The sequence below is a fragment of the Flavihumibacter fluminis genome (genome assembly GCF_021491375.1).
GTDB classification, from domain to species: Bacteria; Bacteroidota; Bacteroidia; order Chitinophagales; family Chitinophagaceae; genus Flavihumibacter; species Flavihumibacter fluminis.
In genome coordinates, this window is sequence record NZ_JAKEVY010000004.1 from 176,357 (window position 1) to 191,786 (window position 15,430).

18 protein-coding genes are annotated in these 15,430 nt (G+C 45.6%); 11 read left to right on the plus strand and 7 right to left on the minus strand.

Annotation, left to right across the window (positions count from 1 at the left end):
• Positions 1-3: 3 nt before the first annotated feature.
• Entirely contained in the window at positions 4-144 is a 141-nt protein-coding gene (locus L0U88_RS15920) for a hypothetical protein (protein ID WP_234867079.1), read from the minus strand.
• A gap of 103 nt (positions 145-247) precedes the next feature.
• On the opposite strand from L0U88_RS15920, the gene L0U88_RS15925 reads away from it, so the two are divergent.
• The 6 genes from L0U88_RS15925 to L0U88_RS15950 all read left to right on the plus strand — a co-directional run bounded on the left by L0U88_RS15925 (position 248) and on the right by L0U88_RS15950 (position 3,855).
• Positions 248-934, plus strand: a complete 687-nt coding sequence (locus tag L0U88_RS15925) for a ClpP family protease (RefSeq protein WP_255723156.1) — start codon at positions 248-250, stop codon at positions 932-934.
• 18 nt (positions 935-952) lie between these two features.
• A complete protein-coding gene (locus L0U88_RS15930; RefSeq protein WP_234867080.1) occupies positions 953-1,579 on the plus strand; it encodes a ClpP family protease in 627 nt (208 codons plus the stop codon).
• A gap of 38 nt (positions 1,580-1,617) precedes the next feature.
• Positions 1,618-2,850, plus strand: a complete 1,233-nt coding sequence (gene clpX / locus L0U88_RS15935) for an ATP-dependent Clp protease ATP-binding subunit ClpX (protein ID WP_234867081.1) — start codon at positions 1,618-1,620, stop codon at positions 2,848-2,850.
• 10 nt (positions 2,851-2,860) lie between these two features.
• Positions 2,861-3,040 (plus strand): hypothetical protein, encoded by a 180-nt coding sequence (locus tag L0U88_RS15940; RefSeq protein ID WP_234867082.1) that lies wholly within the window; start codon positions 2,861-2,863, stop codon positions 3,038-3,040.
• 145 nt (positions 3,041-3,185) lie between these two features.
• The gene (locus L0U88_RS15945) at positions 3,186-3,662 is read left to right on the plus strand and encodes a hypothetical protein (protein WP_234867083.1); all 477 of its coding nucleotides are present in this window, start codon (positions 3,186-3,188) and stop codon (positions 3,660-3,662) included.
• The gene (locus L0U88_RS15950) at positions 3,652-3,855 is read left to right on the plus strand and encodes a helix-turn-helix transcriptional regulator (protein WP_234867084.1); all 204 of its coding nucleotides are present in this window, start codon (positions 3,652-3,654) and stop codon (positions 3,853-3,855) included. The genes L0U88_RS15945 and L0U88_RS15950 overlap by 11 nt, the downstream gene beginning before the upstream one ends.
• A 24-nt stretch (positions 3,856-3,879) precedes the next feature.
• On the opposite strand, the gene L0U88_RS15955 is transcribed toward L0U88_RS15950, so the two are convergent.
• The 5 genes from L0U88_RS15955 to porX all read right to left on the minus strand — a co-directional run bounded on the left by L0U88_RS15955 (position 3,880) and on the right by porX (position 8,901).
• Positions 3,880-5,028, minus strand: a complete 1,149-nt coding sequence (locus L0U88_RS15955; RefSeq protein WP_234867085.1) for an acyl-CoA dehydrogenase — start codon at positions 5,026-5,028, stop codon at positions 3,880-3,882.
• Positions 5,029-5,103: 75 nt separating this feature from the next.
• On the minus strand, positions 5,104-6,159 hold the full coding sequence (locus L0U88_RS15960) for a ComEA family DNA-binding protein (RefSeq protein WP_234867086.1): 1,056 nt from the start codon (positions 6,157-6,159) through the stop codon (positions 5,104-5,106).
• Between the two features lie 50 nt (positions 6,160-6,209).
• Entirely contained in the window at positions 6,210-6,926 is a 717-nt protein-coding gene (locus tag L0U88_RS15965) for an MBL fold metallo-hydrolase (protein WP_234867087.1), read from the minus strand.
• A 66-nt stretch (positions 6,927-6,992) separates the two neighbouring features.
• Positions 6,993-7,298, minus strand: coding sequence for a hypothetical protein (locus L0U88_RS15970; protein WP_234867088.1), 306 nt, complete (start codon positions 7,296-7,298; stop codon positions 6,993-6,995).
• A gap of 46 nt (positions 7,299-7,344) precedes the next feature.
• Complete coding sequence (gene porX / locus L0U88_RS15975) at positions 7,345-8,901, minus strand: T9SS response regulator signal transducer PorX (protein WP_234867089.1); 1,557 nt, start codon at positions 8,899-8,901, stop codon at positions 7,345-7,347.
• Positions 8,902-8,981: 80 nt separating this feature from the next.
• On the opposite strand from porX, the gene L0U88_RS15980 reads away from it, so the two are divergent.
• The 5 genes from L0U88_RS15980 to L0U88_RS16000 are packed head-to-tail and all read left to right on the plus strand — an operon-like array spanning position 8,982 to position 14,203.
• Positions 8,982-10,211, plus strand: a complete 1,230-nt coding sequence (locus tag L0U88_RS15980; RefSeq protein ID WP_234867090.1) for an HD domain-containing protein — start codon at positions 8,982-8,984, stop codon at positions 10,209-10,211.
• Positions 10,212-10,224: 13 nt separating this feature from the next.
• Positions 10,225-11,277: a UDP-3-O-(3-hydroxymyristoyl)glucosamine N-acyltransferase gene (gene lpxD, locus L0U88_RS15985; RefSeq protein ID WP_234867091.1), complete on the plus strand. Its 1,053-nt coding sequence runs from the start codon at positions 10,225-10,227 to the stop codon at positions 11,275-11,277.
• Between the two features lie 46 nt (positions 11,278-11,323).
• Positions 11,324-12,730, plus strand: coding sequence for a bifunctional UDP-3-O-[3-hydroxymyristoyl] N-acetylglucosamine deacetylase/3-hydroxyacyl-ACP dehydratase (locus L0U88_RS15990; RefSeq protein WP_234867092.1), 1,407 nt, complete (start codon positions 11,324-11,326; stop codon positions 12,728-12,730).
• Positions 12,731-12,777: 47 nt separating this feature from the next.
• Positions 12,778-13,584: an acyl-ACP--UDP-N-acetylglucosamine O-acyltransferase gene (gene lpxA, locus L0U88_RS15995; RefSeq protein WP_234867093.1), complete on the plus strand. Its 807-nt coding sequence runs from the start codon at positions 12,778-12,780 to the stop codon at positions 13,582-13,584.
• Positions 13,565-14,203: an ABC transporter ATP-binding protein gene (locus L0U88_RS16000; RefSeq protein WP_234867094.1), complete on the plus strand. Its 639-nt coding sequence runs from the start codon at positions 13,565-13,567 to the stop codon at positions 14,201-14,203. The genes lpxA and L0U88_RS16000 overlap by 20 nt, the downstream gene beginning before the upstream one ends.
• Here the strand turns inward: L0U88_RS16000 and L0U88_RS16005 are convergent.
• Positions 14,200-15,414 (minus strand): alanine dehydrogenase, encoded by a 1,215-nt coding sequence (locus L0U88_RS16005; protein WP_234867095.1) that lies wholly within the window; start codon positions 15,412-15,414, stop codon positions 14,200-14,202. The two genes, L0U88_RS16000 and L0U88_RS16005, sit on opposite strands and share 4 nt — an antisense overlap.
• Positions 15,415-15,430 lie beyond the last annotated feature (16 nt).

Sequence of the window (15,430 nt, forward strand, 5' to 3'; positions counted from 1 at the left end):
CTTTCAAATAGAATATAAACCGTGTGGTAGCCCCACACGGTTTTTCTTTTCCCCTGCCTCCTTTGTCTCCTTTGCCTCCATTGTTTCCTTTGTACCCTTTGCACCTTCTTCCCTTCCTCCATCTTCCATCCTCCCGTCTTCCATACCTTTTTGTCAGCCCGACTGCCGTTTTTTGCAATGATTTTCAATTGGAAAGGTATTTGCACCAATCCATTGCCTTATTTTTATCAAAACAACGAGGATTATTATGAAGTCTGAATTTGAAAAATATGCGGTCAAGCACCGGGGCATCTCGAGTCTGACCCTGCACGATTACCAGAAATATCAGGTAACGAACCTGACACCGAATATTATTGAAGAGCGCCCGATGAACATCGCGGTGATGGATGTGTACAGCCGCCTGATGATGGACCGCATCATTTTCCTGGGATACCCCATTAATGATGAGGTGGCCAATATTGTAACAGCGCAGCTTCTCTTCCTGGAGAGCACCGATCGTACGCGGGATGTTCAGATGTATATTAACTGTCCGGGTGGCAGTGTGTACGCCGGTTTGGGTATGTACGACACGATGCAATTCATCACACCAGATATAGCAACCATTTGTACCGGAATGGCAGCATCCATGGGCGCGGTACTGATGTGTGCGGGCACCAAGGGTAAAAGAACAGCGCTGAAGCACAGCCGTATTATGATGCACCAACCCTCAGGGGCTATTGGCGGACAGGCATCTGACATCGAGATTACGGTAAATGAGATCCGTAAGCTCAAAAAGGAATTATATGAAATCATCTCACATCATACCGGCAAAGGCGTAAAGCAGGTGGAAAAAGACTGCGATCGCGATTATTGGCTGACTTCAATGGAAGCGAAGGAATACGGACTGGTAGATGAAGTATTACTGGTAAACCCCAGAAAGGAAAACAAAGACTAATCTTAAACTATTGATGCTATGAATAGGACTAATTATTTCTCCTACCGGATGGATGAGGAAGAAGAAGAAAAACAGCGGGAAGACAAACGCGATGAGCTGATGATGCTCAACAAGCGGCTTGAAAAATACTTTTTCGATGAGCGGGCCGTTTATTTATGGGGACCGGTGGATGATAAATCCGCCAAAGAAGTGGTAACCAAACTACTGCTTCTGGATGCCGATAAAAAAGAGGAGATCAAGTTCTTTATTAATAGTCCGGGTGGTGTAGTAACCAGCGGCATGGTTATTTACGATACCATGAAGATGGTTAAAAGTCCGATCAGCACCATTTGCATGGGACTGGCAGCCTCTATGGGTTCCATCCTGCTGAGTGGCGGTGAGAAGGGCAGAAGATTCATTTACCCGCACGGTGAAGTGATGATCCACCAGCCCAGTCTCGGCGGTTATATGCAGGGAGTAAGTGCGGATCTGGAAATTCAGGCTAAACAGACCAAGAGAGTAAAGGAAATGGGTGCTAAGATCCTGGCGGAGAATTGTGGCAAGACCGTTGCCCAGATCATGAAGGATTTTGACCGCGATTACTGGATGGATGCCAAAGAAGCAATTGATTATGGCATCGTGGATGGCATCATGGAAAAACTCTAAGGAAAGGTTACCTTTGCGGGAAGCAAGCAACAGAGCGTATGGCAAAAAATACATTACATTGTTCATTTTGTGGCCGCAGTCGGGATGAAGTAAAAATTCTGATTGCTGGGCAGGATGGGCATATCTGCGAGAACTGCGTAGAACACGCCAGGGAAATCATCGAACAGGAATTATTGACCCGTACCGATGGCGCAGGATCCGGATTTAAATTAACGGTTAAGAAGCCGATCGAAATCAAACGGTTTCTGGATGAATATATAATTGGACAGGACGAGGCAAAAAAAGTACTCGCAGTAGCTGTATACAATCACTACAAAAGGCTTCAGCAGAAACCCACCGAAAATGAGGTGGATATTGAAAAGAGCAATATTGTAATGGTGGGCGAAACCGGTACGGGTAAAACCCTGCTTGCTAAAACCATCGCCAAATTATTGAACGTTCCATTTGCCATTGTTGATGCAACCGTATTTACAGAAGCAGGTTATGTGGGTGAAGATGTGGAAAGCATCCTGACCCGGCTATTGCAAGTATGTAATTATGATGTAACCGCAGCGGAAAGAGGTATTGTTTACATTGACGAAATCGACAAGGTTGCAAGAAAAGGCGATAATCCTTCCATTACACGTGATGTAAGTGGTGAAGGTGTTCAGCAGGGATTGTTGAAGCTATTGGAAGGAACCGATGTATTGGTTCCACCACAGGGTGGCCGTAAGCATCCGGAACAGAAACTGATCAAGATCAATACGCAAAATATTCTCTTCATATGCGGTGGCGCATTTGATGGCGTAGACAAACTGATCGCCCGTCGGGTCAATACCAACGCCATTGGTTTCAATGTCAATAAAGACCAACAGGAAACTGCCCGTAAGAACCTCTTGCAATTTGTAAACGCACAGGATCTGAAACATTTTGGATTAATACCTGAATTGCTGGGCCGTTTACCCGTAGTGACCTTCCTGAATCCGCTGGATGCAGAAACTTTGCGCAGCATTTTAACGGAGCCGAAAAACTCATTGATCAAGCAGTACAAAAAACTGTTTGAAATCGAAGGAATAGAGCTTACCATCGATAACGACGTACTGGATTTCATGGTGGCCAAAGCTATGGAGTACAAACTAGGCGCCAGAGGATTGCGGTCCATCTGTGAAAGCATTCTTACCGATGCGATGTTTGAACTACCCTCCAGCAAGGAAACCAAATTCCACCTCAACCTGGAATATGCGGAGAATAAATTTGATAAGAGTAAAATGAGTCTGCTGAAAGTAGCCTAACTTATTCCACATGAAAGAACTGATAGATAAATTAATGGCGGAAGGATTAACTGAAGACCAGGCTTACAAGGCGGTGGAGATCGTAAAGAATTTTGCAAAAGACAAGTTTCCGATTTTCGGAGGAGCCATCGATCGTTTATTCGATAAGTATGGTCCTAAGGAAAAACCGGAAGACGATTTTCTCGATTAATATTCCAGTGAGTTCAAATATTACAGGGTGCAGCAATAGGCTTGCACCTTTTTTTATTTAATAAATTTGTCAATTATTTGTTACATTATGTAATATATTCTTTACACTGAGTAAAATATACTTTACATTTGATCAAATATTAATTATGAAACAGCAACCCTTGCTCCCTTATCGGTTTAAAAAGATTGGCTGGCTGCTCTTTATACCTTTTGCCATTGCCGGCATTTACCTGCATATCACGGATTATGAACCAAACTGGATCACTACCAAAGTTTTTGCCATTTATAACAAAAGTTTGTTTTCAGACAAGAAATGGTTTTCAATTGTTGAAACGAATATTACCAGCACATTAATTGGGGTCGGATTTTTAGCGGGTTGTTTATTAATTGCATTTTCGAGAGAGAAAGTCGAAGATGAGTTTATCGCAGGATTAAGGTTGTCTTCGCTGCAATGGGCGGTACTGGTCAACTATTCATTGCTGCTTTTCTGCTTTTTATTCATTTACGGATTTGCATTCATGAATGTGCTCATCTACAATGTATTTACCGTCCTGCTTATTTTTATTGGACGCTTTAATTACCTCCTGTTCAAATCCAGAAAAATCAATGCAGATGAAAAATAACCTGAAAGTTGAACGAGCCATTCATGGATTTACGCAGGAAGATCTGGCTAAAAAAATAGGTGTAAGCCGGCAAACCATCAACGCCATGGAAGCCAATAAATATGTTCCCTCTACCGTGCTTGCATTACGACTTGCAAAAGTATTTGGCAAGCAGGTAGAAGACCTTTTTCAGTTGGACGAAAGCGACGAGTGATTCTTATGTCTCACATCTGACGTTTCACTTCTCACCTCCTATCGCTTCTCTCGCAATTACAATCTTCTGAATCTCCGAAGTACCCTCCCCTATAGTACACAATTTGCTGTCGCGATAAAATTTCTCAACCGGAAAATCCTTCGTATATCCGTATCCACCGAAAATTTGTACCGCATCGGTTGCCACACGTACAGCTACTTCACTGGCATAATATTTCGCCATTGCAGCTTCTTTGGTTACTTTCTGGGCGCGGTTCTTAAGATCTGCAGCCTGGTTGGTCAGTAATTCAGCTGCAGCTATTTCAGTGGCCATATCAGCCAGCTTGAAAGAGATGCCCTGGAAATTGGAAATGGGCTGATCAAACTGGTGGCGTTCCTTGGAATAAGCAACAGCCGCATCAAAAGCACCTTTTGCAATACCAAGGGACAGCGCCGCAATGGAAATCCGGCCACCATCCAATACTTTCATCGCCTGTTTGAATCCATCACCTACTTCGCCAAGCCGGTTGGCATCAGGAATACGGCAGTTATCAAATATCATTTCCGCAGTTTCACTCGCACGCATGCCCAGTTTATTCTCTTTTTTGCCACCGGTAAATCCAGGGGTACCACGCTCCACAATGAAAGCAGTTGCATTGTTACGGGTCCGGGGCTCCCCGGTTCTTGCCACAACTACGGCAACATCACCGGATATCCCATGAGTGATCCAGTTTTTGGTTCCATTCAGTACCCACTCATCTCCCTCCTTCACTGCTGTAGTTCGCATATTGCCAGCATCACTACCGGTATTTGCTTCTGTTAACCCCCAGGCTCCAATCCATTCGGCGGTTGCCAGTTTGGGAAGGAAGCGCTGCTTCTGTTCTTCATTCCCGAAGGTTAAAATATGCCCTGTACAAAGTGAGTTATGAGCAGCCAAACTTAAACCCACAGATCCGCAAACCCGGGCGATTTCCGAAATAATTGCCACATACTCAAAATAACTGAGTCCGGCTCCCCCATACTGCTCAGGTACCAGTACACCCATGAGGCCCAATTGCCCCATGTCCTTAAATACCTGGAGTGGGAACTCCTGCGACTCATCCCATTTCATCACATTGGGTAATATATGCTGGCGGGCAAATTCACGGGCCGTTTGCGCAACCTGTTCAGTTAATTCCTGGCGTTCAAAATTCATAGAGAATCAGCTTGTTGTTCTTAATTTTTGAATAACGCAAACTAAGTCTATTTCTGCTAAACTAACAAGTGTTAGTTATTTAAAATCACAATATGGTCCTAATTTCTTCAACAAGTTAGTATCGACCAGGTGAATTTTGCCAAGATCGCTCATTTCACGAAAGGCCCCGTTGCTATTTCTATACTGAACAATTGCCTGTGCCAGTTTCCACCGGATATACGGATGCCGGGCCATTTCCTCCATGGTAGCAGCATTGGGATTCAGTTTTCGAACGGCAACATCATCCAATTCCAGTTGTGGCAATAGCTGCTGGAAGACCGAATCAGCCAATCCATACACTTCTTTAATCTGTTCGACCCTGACAAAACCTCCCAAGGCATTTCTGTAACTCAGGATCCGACCCGATAATTTTGGACCAATCCCCGGCAGGGCCAGCCAGTCGAGGCTGTCTGCCAGGTTGATGCGAATCATCTTTGATTTGAAGCCGCCTGGTTTCCTGTTTCCATATTCAGTAGAATTAAAGCGGCTGCCAACTTTATCCAATACCCGCTGAGAGGAAGGATCCTGGTTTCCACCCCCAAATGAATTAGTGGCAGGTATTGCCGGGCCAGTTCCAGATTCCAGCCTCACCATAGGTATCAACCGGTCAGCCAACTGTTTCGGCATTCCATAAATCCGATATAAATCTTCTCCCGATCGAAACTTCCCTCCTTTCTCCCGGTACTTAAGGATGGTTCCAATAGTTTTAGGAGGCACCCCCAACCTTTGCCAATCCAACTCAGTAGCTAGATTCGGATTAAAAGGAAATAACGCTCCGGATAATGACCGTCCCTTTTCAAACGATCGCTCATAGGCAGAGGAAACAATACCTTCCTGGGAGGAAAATTCATTACGATCAAACAATCTACCCCGCTCCCGCAAAAGTTTTACAGTATCAGCTCCCGACTTTTCCAACAAGCGAACGATCAGACTATCTGTTACCGCCACCGGAGCCGGAGGAGTTGCTGGCCAATAATAGGGCACCACTTTAATAGCCAGCATAACAGCAAGCAAAATCAGTATCCCGATTCGTTCATTTTTGGAAAAATGCAGATAATCCCTGACCCACGCTTTCCATCCTTTCTTTTTCATACCACAACCTACTACTTAAGAAAAGCCAGGTCAAGCGTGAAAAAACGGTTTTATACCTGTATACTTAACCCGTCGTAGGCGAGCTGGATTCCAGCGGGCAAACTGGCATTGATGAGTTCGTGCAGTCCCAACTGGTGACTTATATGCGTAAAATAAGCGTTGGGTACTTTCAGTTCCTGCACTACCGCAACAGCCTCAGATAAAGTGAAATGAGAAATATGTTTTTCATGGCGCAGCGCATTCAGCACCAGGTGACTGCTACCCCGAATCTTTTCCATTTCATCTGGATCAATCCGGTTGGCATCTGTGATGTAAGTAAAATTGCCAAACCGGAAACCAAGTACCGGCATCCGCATATGCCAAACCAGGATAGGCGTAACCGTTATATCTCCCACTGTGAATGAATCCATATCAATCTGGTTGATCTGAATCTCCGGCACCCCGGGATACCGGGTCTCTGCAAATGCATAAGGAAACTCCCGGATGATATTCATCTGGGTCATTTCATTCGCATAGATCTGCATGGGTTGCTGTGAAAAATAATTGTAAGCCCGAACATCATCAAGTCCGGCTATATGATCCTTATGCGGATGGGTGAACACAATTGCATCCAGCTTCCTGACCTTTGCCCTCAACATCTGGTATCGGAAATCCGGTGTAGAATCCACCACCAGCGTAGTTGTGGCCGATTGCACCAGGATACTTGAGCGCAGCCGGTTATCCCGTGGATCAACTGACCGGCACACCTCGCAATCGCAGGCGATCATCGGCACCCCACTGCTGGTACCGGTTCCTAAAAATGTTATGGTTAAGGGACTGGACAGGATAAAATCTTAAGCTTGATTGGAATCCGTGGTTGCATCATCGGAGGCAGCCAGGCGGTGACGTTCAATAATATCAAAATAGGTCTTTTTGGCTTCCGGACTCAATTCTTCCGGATTCACCTGTAATTGTGGAACCAGATCCATCATGGTATTGATCTTTCCCTCCAATTGCAGGAATTTATTCAGGACCACCACCTTCTTCTGTTCAAGGATACAATAGCCGCTCTGGAAGGTACCGCGTTCCATTCGAACAATATACCCTGCTTCTTCCAGCACCTGTTCAATCTTGTTTAATGTAGCCTGTGTGTACTTCATATGCCTGTCAAAATACAAAAATACCGAAACCCGCTGGCCGGGCCCCTTATTTACTGCACATTTTGATCACAGGCACAATCATCTCCTCCATGCTTACCCCTCCGTGCTGGAATGTATTACGATAATAATTTACGTAATGATTGTAATTATTTGGATAACAGAGATAACCATCCTCTTTAGCAAAAATAAAAGACGAATTCACCGTAGGTACCGGCAATCCCGCTTCCTTCGGATCCCGAAATGCCAGCACTTCCTTAGGTTCATAATTCAGGTTACGCCCATGTTTATAGCGAAGGTTGGTGGTCGTCTGTTTATCACCCACCACTTTATGAGGGGTATTAACGCGGACGGAGCCATGATCCGTAGCCAGGATCAGGTTAATCTTTTTACCTGCAATTTTTTTCAATGCCTGAAACAGGGGAGAGTGTTCAAACCAACTGGCGGTAATGCTGCGATAACTGATCTCATCGCTTGCCAGCTCCTTCAACACTTCCATTTCCGTTCTTGCATGACTGAGCATATCCACAAAATTGTAGACAATCACATTCAGGTCGTTGCTAAGCAAATTATGAACATTGCTCACCAGTTCATTACCCGCCTGGTGATTCACCACTTTGATATAACTGTATTTGATATTGTCTTTCTTTAATCGCTTCAACTGCCCTTTGAAAAATACTTCTTCCTGCAGATTTTTACCGCCTTCCTCTTCATCGTTTTTCCATAAATCCGGAAAGGATTTTTCAATTTCTGATGGCATTAGTCCCGCGAAAATTGCATTCCTGGCATACTGAGTAGCAGTTGGCAATATGCTGTAAAACGTATCCTCTTCAAGTATCCGGAAATAACTTGCAAAAATTGGCTGTATCGCTTTCCACTGGTCAAATCGCAGGTTATCGATCAAAATAAAAAAAGTTGGTACTCCCGGCTCCAGGTGCGGCAACACCTTAAACTGAAAAACTGTATTGCTCATGATCGGTGCATCGCTTGATTTAGGATGCACCCAGCTTAAATAATTTTTGGCGATGAATTTGCAAAACTCGTTGTTGGCTTCTTTCTTTTGAGAAAGCAAAATTTCCTGCATCTCCGGACTATCACTTTTCTCCATCTCCAGTTCCCAGTACACCAATTTTTTATAGATATCCATCCATTCGTTGTAGTCCGGATTGCTGTTGAGTGCCATGAATAAATCACGAAACTGTTGCTGATAGGCAGAAGTCGTTTTTTCTGCTACCAGTCTTTTATTATCAAGTATTTTTTTCAGACTGAGCAGTACCTGGTTGGGGTTCACCGGTTTAATCAGGTAATCGCTGATCTGCGAGCCAATCGCATCATCCATCAGGTTTTCCGTTTCATTCTTAGTGATCATCACCACCGGTACCTGTTGATTGATTTCCTTGATCTTGGCCAACGTTTCCAGTCCGGTGATACCTGGCATACTCTCATCCAGCAACACTACGTCAACCGGATGTTCCTTAACATAATCAATCGCATCAAATCCATTGGCAAGCGTATGTACGGCATAACCTTTGTTTTCAAGGAAGAGTTTCTGCGATTGCAGGCTTTCCATTTCATCGTCAACCCAGAGTATGTTGGCTATTGGCATAGACTCAAATGTAATTTATCTGTCCGGCTTCGTACTTTTGCCGGCTAGCTATTAGAAGAATTTAACAAATAAAGCAAGGAATGGCGGAACGGAGAAAAATCATCAATGACCCGGTTTATGGCTTTATCACCATTGATCACCCCCTGGTCTTCAAGGTAATTAGCCATCCCTATTACCAGCGGCTGCGCAGGATCCAGCAGATGGCTTTCGCACACCTGGTCTATCCGGGAGCTGTTCACAGTCGGCTTCACCATTCACTGGGCGCCTATCACCTGATGTGTAATGCCCTGCAGGAGCTAAAAAGCAAGGGCGTGGCGATTACACCCGAAGAGGAGCTGTCCGCCAAAATTGCGATTCTCCTGCATGATATTGGCCACGGTCCTTTTTCTCATGCACTTGAGCATACCTTAATTGAAGGCGTTCACCATGAAAGCATCAGCCTTCAGATCATGCAACTGCTGAACAAAGAAAATGAAGGGGCGCTGGATATGGCCATTCAGATTTTCAACAATACTTACGAAAAACCGTTCCTACATCAGCTAGTATCCGGACAGTTAGATGTAGACCGGATGGATTATCTGACCCGCGACAGTTTTTTCACCGGTGTATCTGAAGGCGTGATTGGTTATGATCGGATTATCAAAATGCTGACAGTCAAGGATGGAGAGCTGATGGTGGAAGAAAAAGGAATTTTCTCCATTGAGAAGTTTCTGGTCGCACGTCGCCTCATGTACTGGCAGGTTTACCTTCACAAAACAGTATTGGGAGCAGAAAAGATGCTGGTGAATAGTATTCGTCGGGCCAAGTATTTACTCCAATCAGGCACCAACCTGCCTATTCCCTCTCCCGTGCTGGAACTTTTCCTTAATCAACAGACGCCTCTCCCTTTGGAAGGCGATCGGCTGGATGCCTTTTGCCAGTTGGATGATTACGACCTGATGGCTGCTGTAAAAATCTGGAGTCACCACCCCGATAAGGTATTGTCCACCCTCTGCCGGATGCTGATCAACCGGAAACTGTTGAAAGTGAAGTTACAGGCAGAACCCATGGAACCAGCTTCAGTGGCTGCCATCCGTCAAAACCTGTTGCAGCAGACCGGCTTCTCAGAAGCAGAACTGGACTATTTTGTATTCAGTGGAGAAACCAGTAATACAACTTATGATCCAAGGGAAGAAAGGATCCGTATACTTTTCAAGAACGGGACGGTGCGAGATATATCGGAAGTAGATAATGCACTTATTCAGCACAATTTATCCCGCCCTATTAAAAAATACTACTTTTGCTATTTAGATCCGGGATCGGCTACATAAAATAATTTATTCTATGCAATTCAGTGCTTCACAAATCGCACTACTCATTAATGGCAAAGTAGAAGGAGATGCTCAGGCAACAGTGGGATCATTTGGAAAAATCGAAGAAGCCAAAGCCGGACAACTGGCCTTCCTGGCCAACCCCAAATACGAAGACCATCTTTACACTACCAGCGCATCCATCGTTATCATCAACGAAAACCTGGAACTCCGCCAGCCGGTTAGAGCCGCGCTGATCAGAGTGCCGGATGCGTATACTGCCTTTGCTACGCTGTTATCCAAATACCAGGAATTAAAAACCCAGCAACTCGTTGGCCGGCAGGAGCCGGTTTACGTAGCTGATTCAGCTAAAATCGGCGATCAGGTTTTCCTGGGGGCTTTTGTATACATTGGCGAAAACGTAGTAATAGGCAACAACGTAAAAATATTCCCCAACAGTTTTATTGGTAACAATGTCCGCATTGGCGATAACACCATCATCCATGCAGGAGTAAAAATTTACCACGACTGCCAGCTCGGCAAAAATATCAATGTACATGCGGGAACCGTGATTGGCAGTGATGGATTTGGCTTTGCGCCACAGGCAGATGGCAGTTTCAAAAAAGTACCACAGATCGGCAATGTAATAGTGGAAGATTATGTTGAGATTGGCGCAAATGCAACTATAGATCGTGCTACTATCGGCTCAACCATTATTCGCAGTGGTGCCAAGCTGGATAACCTGATCCAGGTAGCACATAATGTAGAAGTTGGAAATAATACAGTAATCGCAGCACAGGCCGGTGTAAGTGGCAGTACCAAAATCGGGAACAATGTCATGATCGGCGGACAGGCGGGCATCGTGGGCCATATCAGCATAGCCGATGGTACCAAGATCAACGCACAAAGTGGTGTTAGCAAGTCCATCAAACAACCCAATACAGCAGTAACCGGATCGCCGGCCTTTGATTACACCAGTGCCCTGCGCAGCCAGGCATTGAGTCGCAATCTGCCCGACCTTGAAAAAAGACTCAAAGAACTGGAACAACTCGTTAAACAATTGCTGGCAGAACGGGTGAATCTCTAATTTCCCTTTTGGATTGATGCGTTATATTTGCCCATCAATTTTAAGTATGGACGCAAATTTCAATCCCGATAAGCAGCATACCGTTGGAGCGGAGATCAGTATTTCAGGAACCGGCCTGCATACCGGTGTCAAAGTTGACATGACCTTTAGGCCTGCCGCACCCGGATTTGGAATTCAGTTTCAGCGGATTGACTTAGCCGGACAACCCATCATCAAAGCGGATTGTGACCTTGTAACAGATACATCCCGTGGTACTACCCTGGAAGATAATGGTGCCAGAGTTAGCACGGTTGAACATGTGCTGGCTGCTCTTGTAGGTATGGGGGTAGATAATGTGCTGATTGAAATCAATGGCCCTGAAACTCCGATTATGGATGGCAGTTCACAGCCCTTTGTGGAACTTCTGCAGGAAGTCGGTGTTCAGGAACAGCCCGCAGCTAAAGCCTGGTATAGCATTGATGAGAATATCTATCATTACGATGAGAAAAAGCGCGTTGAGATGGTGGCCATGCCTTCCATGGATTACCAGATTACAACCCTGATCGATTTCAATAGCCCTGTTCTGGGCACCCAGCACGCCGGCCTCAAGAACATGCGGGAGTTTGTGAAGGAAATCAGTCCCTGCCGAACCTTTGTATTCCTACATGAACTGGAGATGTTGCTTGATAACAACCTTATCAAAGGAGGCGACATTAATAATGCCATTGTGGTAGTGGACAAGCCCGTAACCGAAGATGAAATGCAACGATTGGCAAAATCTTTTGGACGGGATAAAATGGAAGTAAAGCACGAGGGCTACCTGAACAACCTGGAGCTGCGCTTCCCCAATGAACCCGCCAGGCACAAATTGCTGGATGTGGTGGGCGACCTGGCCCTGATCGGATATCCTGTAAAAGCGAGGATCATTGCCAACCGCCCCGGTCACAGTACCAATGTGGAGTTTGCCAAAAAGATCAAGCAGTACATCAAAAAGAACCGGCACCTCAAAGACGTTCCGGTATATGATTGCAACCAGCCTCCCATTTATACAGCGCAGCAGATTGAACAGACCTTACCACACCGCTATCCTTTTTTACTGGTAGATAAGATTATTGAACTTACCGATAAAGTAATTGTGGGAGTGAAGAATGTAACCTTCAATGAACCCTTCTTCACCGGGCATTTTCCTGGTAACCCAGTTATGCCGGGTGTGCTACTCTGTGAAGCCCTGGCGCAAACCGGAGGCATCCTGGCCATCAACTCCATGCCAGCCGGGCAATACGATACCTATTTCTTAAAAATCGATAACTGCAAATTCAAGCAGAAGATCGTACCTGGTGACACCATGCTCCTCAAAATGGAACTCTCTGCCCCTATCCGCAGAGGCATCTGCGAAATGCGGGGAACCGTTTATGTAGGAAATAAGCTCTGTGCCGAAGCCGATATGGTGGCACAGGTGGTGAAACGGGTATAATCACCTATTTTTGCACGTCAGATTAAAAATCTGACGTTTTTTTTAATATGATTCATCCACATACCTATATACATCCGAACGCGAGGCTGGCCACCAATGTGAAAGTTGATCCCTTTACTGTTATCCACCAGGACGTGGAGATCGGTGAAGGAACCTGGATCAGCAGTAATGTGACCATCATGGAAGGTGCCCGCATCGGCAAAAACTGCCGGATTTTTCCTGGGGCGGTTATTGCAGCCGTTCCTCAGGATCTGAAATTTGAAGGCGAATATTCCATCGTTGAAATCGGCGATGACACAACCATACGGGAATTTGTAACCATTAATCGCGGAACCAAAGACCGGGGTCGCACAGCAGTTGGAAAAAACTGCCTGATCATGGCGTACAGCCACCTGGCACATGACTGCATTATCGGGAATAATGTAATCATGAGTAACAATGTACAGATGGCCGGACATGTAACCGTGGGCGATTGGGCCATTATTGGTGGCGTGAGTGCGGTGCATCAATTTGTACAGATCGGTCAGCATGCTTTTGTAAGCGGCGGATCTCTGGTAAGCAAGGATGTACCTCCCTTTATCAAAGCAGCCCGTACACCCCTTTCCTATGCAGGGGTTAATTCAGTGGGACTGAAACGCCGTGGCTTTAGTGTAGATCGCATCAATCATATCCTGGATATCTATCGCATTCTCTATAACAAGGGCATGAATACTTCCCAGGCGCTGGAATTCATTGAAGAGGAATTCAGCGCTACCGATGAGCGGGATGAAATTGTAACCTTTATCCGGGAAAGCGGAAGGGGTATCATCAAGCGATACACCAAAGGAAGCACGGATGACGATATCTCTATCTGATACGGGTAAACGCTATAACCGCGAATGGATTTTTCGCGGGCTTTCCTACGAATTTACAATCGGCAATGCGTACGCTATAACCGGACCAAATGGTTCAGGCAAGTCCACTTTATTACAGGTACTGGCAGGAGCTGTGGCACATTCGGAAGGTAAGATAAGCTGGACAAATGCGGCCGGCATCATTGACCCCGACCAGGTATACAAGCAACTTTCTATTGCAGGACCTTACCTGGATTTGATTGAAGAGATGACTGCCCTGGAGTTTTTGCAATTTCATCAATCCTTCAAACCCTTTTTGCCCGGGTTTTCAATTGACGACATGCTGGAGCGTGTGGGGCTTCAAAATGCCCTGAACAAGCAAATCCGCTTTTATTCTTCAGGAATGAAACAGCGCATCAAGTTGATCCAGGCTATTTTTTCGGATACAACACTCTTATTGCTTGACGAACCCTGCTCCAACCTGGACGCATCAGGAATTAGCATGTACCAGGCACTAATGGAAGAATTTAGCCAGAACCGGCTGGTAATTGTAAGCAGTAATGACCCTCAGGAATATGGATTTTGCCAGGAGAAATTATCCATCCTCGACTGGAAACCGGTAGCAAAAAAAATCCGTTAACGCCTGCTTGCGATCAGCAGGTTCAGATCCGTGTACTTCAGGTTAAAACGCTGGCTGAGGTGAAAATGCGTAAGTGCTCCTTTAAACAAGTAAATGCCGCTGCGCAGGTAGATTTTTTGCCAGATCAGGTTTTCTATCCCTCCTTCTTCAGCAGCTTCGAGCAATAAGGGCATCAGAACATTGCTGATGCCATGTGAAGCCGTGCGGGCAAATCCGGATGGAATATTGGGAACACAGTAATGAATCACCCCGTATTTCATGAAAATCGGATGTTCATGACTGGTAATTTCAGAAGTTTCAAAACATCCGCCGCTATCGATACTAACGTCAATGATCACACTACCAGGACGCATGTTACTGACCATCTCCTCTGTAACAACAACAGGAGCTCTGCCGGTACTGGAACCGAGTGCACCTACCGCTACTTCGCAGGTCTTGAGTTGTTTGGCCAGGATCTTGGGTTCCAGTACGGAGGTCCAGAGTCGGTGACCGATATTATTCTGCAATTGTTTCAGCCGATACACACTGTTATCGAACACTTTTACAGAGGCGCCCAGCGCGATGGCCGCCCTCGCAGCATACTCTCCAACTATTCCGGCACCTATGATGATAACTTTGGAAGGTGGAATTCCGGATATCCCTCCCAGCAAAACACCCTTACCATGATTAGCCGAACTCAGGTATTGACCGGCAATTAACATCACTGCACTTCCTGCAATTTCACTCATACTGCGAACGATGGGCAGAGACCCACTTTCATCTTTGAGTTGTTCAAAGCAGAGGGCGGTAATTTTTTTGTCCATCATTTTCTCCAGCAAGGCAGCTTTAAGCAGCGTGGTATGCATGGGAGAAATGATAACCTGGCCCATTTGAAGCAGCGGAATATCCTCTTCAATTACAGGAGCACTTTTTACCAGGATGGGAGCCTTGTACACTTCAGCCTTATCATACACGATACGCGCCCCCGCTTCACTGTAATCACGATCACGGAAATGAGCCGCATCACCAGCATTGTGTTCGATGGTAACCTGGTGGCCATTGCTCACAAGAACGCCCACGGCATCCGGAGTGAGAGAGACCCGATTTTCCTGGAATGCTATTTCTTTCGGAATACCAATATGCAATTGGGCGCCGGTTGGTTTTACATCCAGTGTCTCTTCCAGTGTTTCATAACTGAAGGAGGTGCTGATAAAAGGTTTTTGTTGCGACATGAAATGGATCGAATTG

Coding starts and splice junctions, on each gene's coding strand:
- lpxD (WP_234867091.1), top strand. CDS start 10,225: ATGCAATTCAGTGCTTCACAAATCGCACTACTCATTAATGGCAAAGTA.
- L0U88_RS15940 (WP_234867082.1), top strand. CDS start 2,861: ATGAAAGAACTGATAGATAAATTAATGGCGGAAGGATTAACTGAAGAC.
- L0U88_RS15930 (WP_234867080.1), top strand. CDS start 953: ATGAATAGGACTAATTATTTCTCCTACCGGATGGATGAGGAAGAAGAA.
- L0U88_RS15950 (WP_234867084.1), top strand. CDS start 3,652: ATGAAAAATAACCTGAAAGTTGAACGAGCCATTCATGGATTTACGCAG.
- L0U88_RS15945 (WP_234867083.1), top strand. CDS start 3,186: ATGAAACAGCAACCCTTGCTCCCTTATCGGTTTAAAAAGATTGGCTGG.
- L0U88_RS16000 (WP_234867094.1), top strand. CDS start 13,565: ATGACGATATCTCTATCTGATACGGGTAAACGCTATAACCGCGAATGG.
- porX (WP_234867089.1), bottom strand. CDS start 8,901: ATGCCAATAGCCAACATACTCTGGGTTGACGATGAAATGGAAAGCCTG.
- L0U88_RS15920 (WP_234867079.1), bottom strand. CDS start 144: ATGGAAGACGGGAGGATGGAAGATGGAGGAAGGGAAGAAGGTGCAAAG.
- L0U88_RS15925 (WP_255723156.1), top strand. CDS start 248: ATGAAGTCTGAATTTGAAAAATATGCGGTCAAGCACCGGGGCATCTCG.
- L0U88_RS15955 (WP_234867085.1), bottom strand. CDS start 5,028: ATGAATTTTGAACGCCAGGAATTAACTGAACAGGTTGCGCAAACGGCC.
- clpX (WP_234867081.1), top strand. CDS start 1,618: ATGGCAAAAAATACATTACATTGTTCATTTTGTGGCCGCAGTCGGGAT.
- L0U88_RS15965 (WP_234867087.1), bottom strand. CDS start 6,926: ATGATCGCCTGCGATTGCGAGGTGTGCCGGTCAGTTGATCCACGGGAT.
- L0U88_RS15960 (WP_234867086.1), bottom strand. CDS start 6,159: ATGAAAAAGAAAGGATGGAAAGCGTGGGTCAGGGATTATCTGCATTTT.
- L0U88_RS15970 (WP_234867088.1), bottom strand. CDS start 7,298: ATGAAGTACACACAGGCTACATTAAACAAGATTGAACAGGTGCTGGAA.
- L0U88_RS15990 (WP_234867092.1), top strand. CDS start 11,324: ATGGACGCAAATTTCAATCCCGATAAGCAGCATACCGTTGGAGCGGAG.
- L0U88_RS15980 (WP_234867090.1), top strand. CDS start 8,982: ATGGCGGAACGGAGAAAAATCATCAATGACCCGGTTTATGGCTTTATC.
- lpxA (WP_234867093.1), top strand. CDS start 12,778: ATGATTCATCCACATACCTATATACATCCGAACGCGAGGCTGGCCACC.
- L0U88_RS16005 (WP_234867095.1), bottom strand. CDS start 15,414: ATGTCGCAACAAAAACCTTTTATCAGCACCTCCTTCAGTTATGAAACA.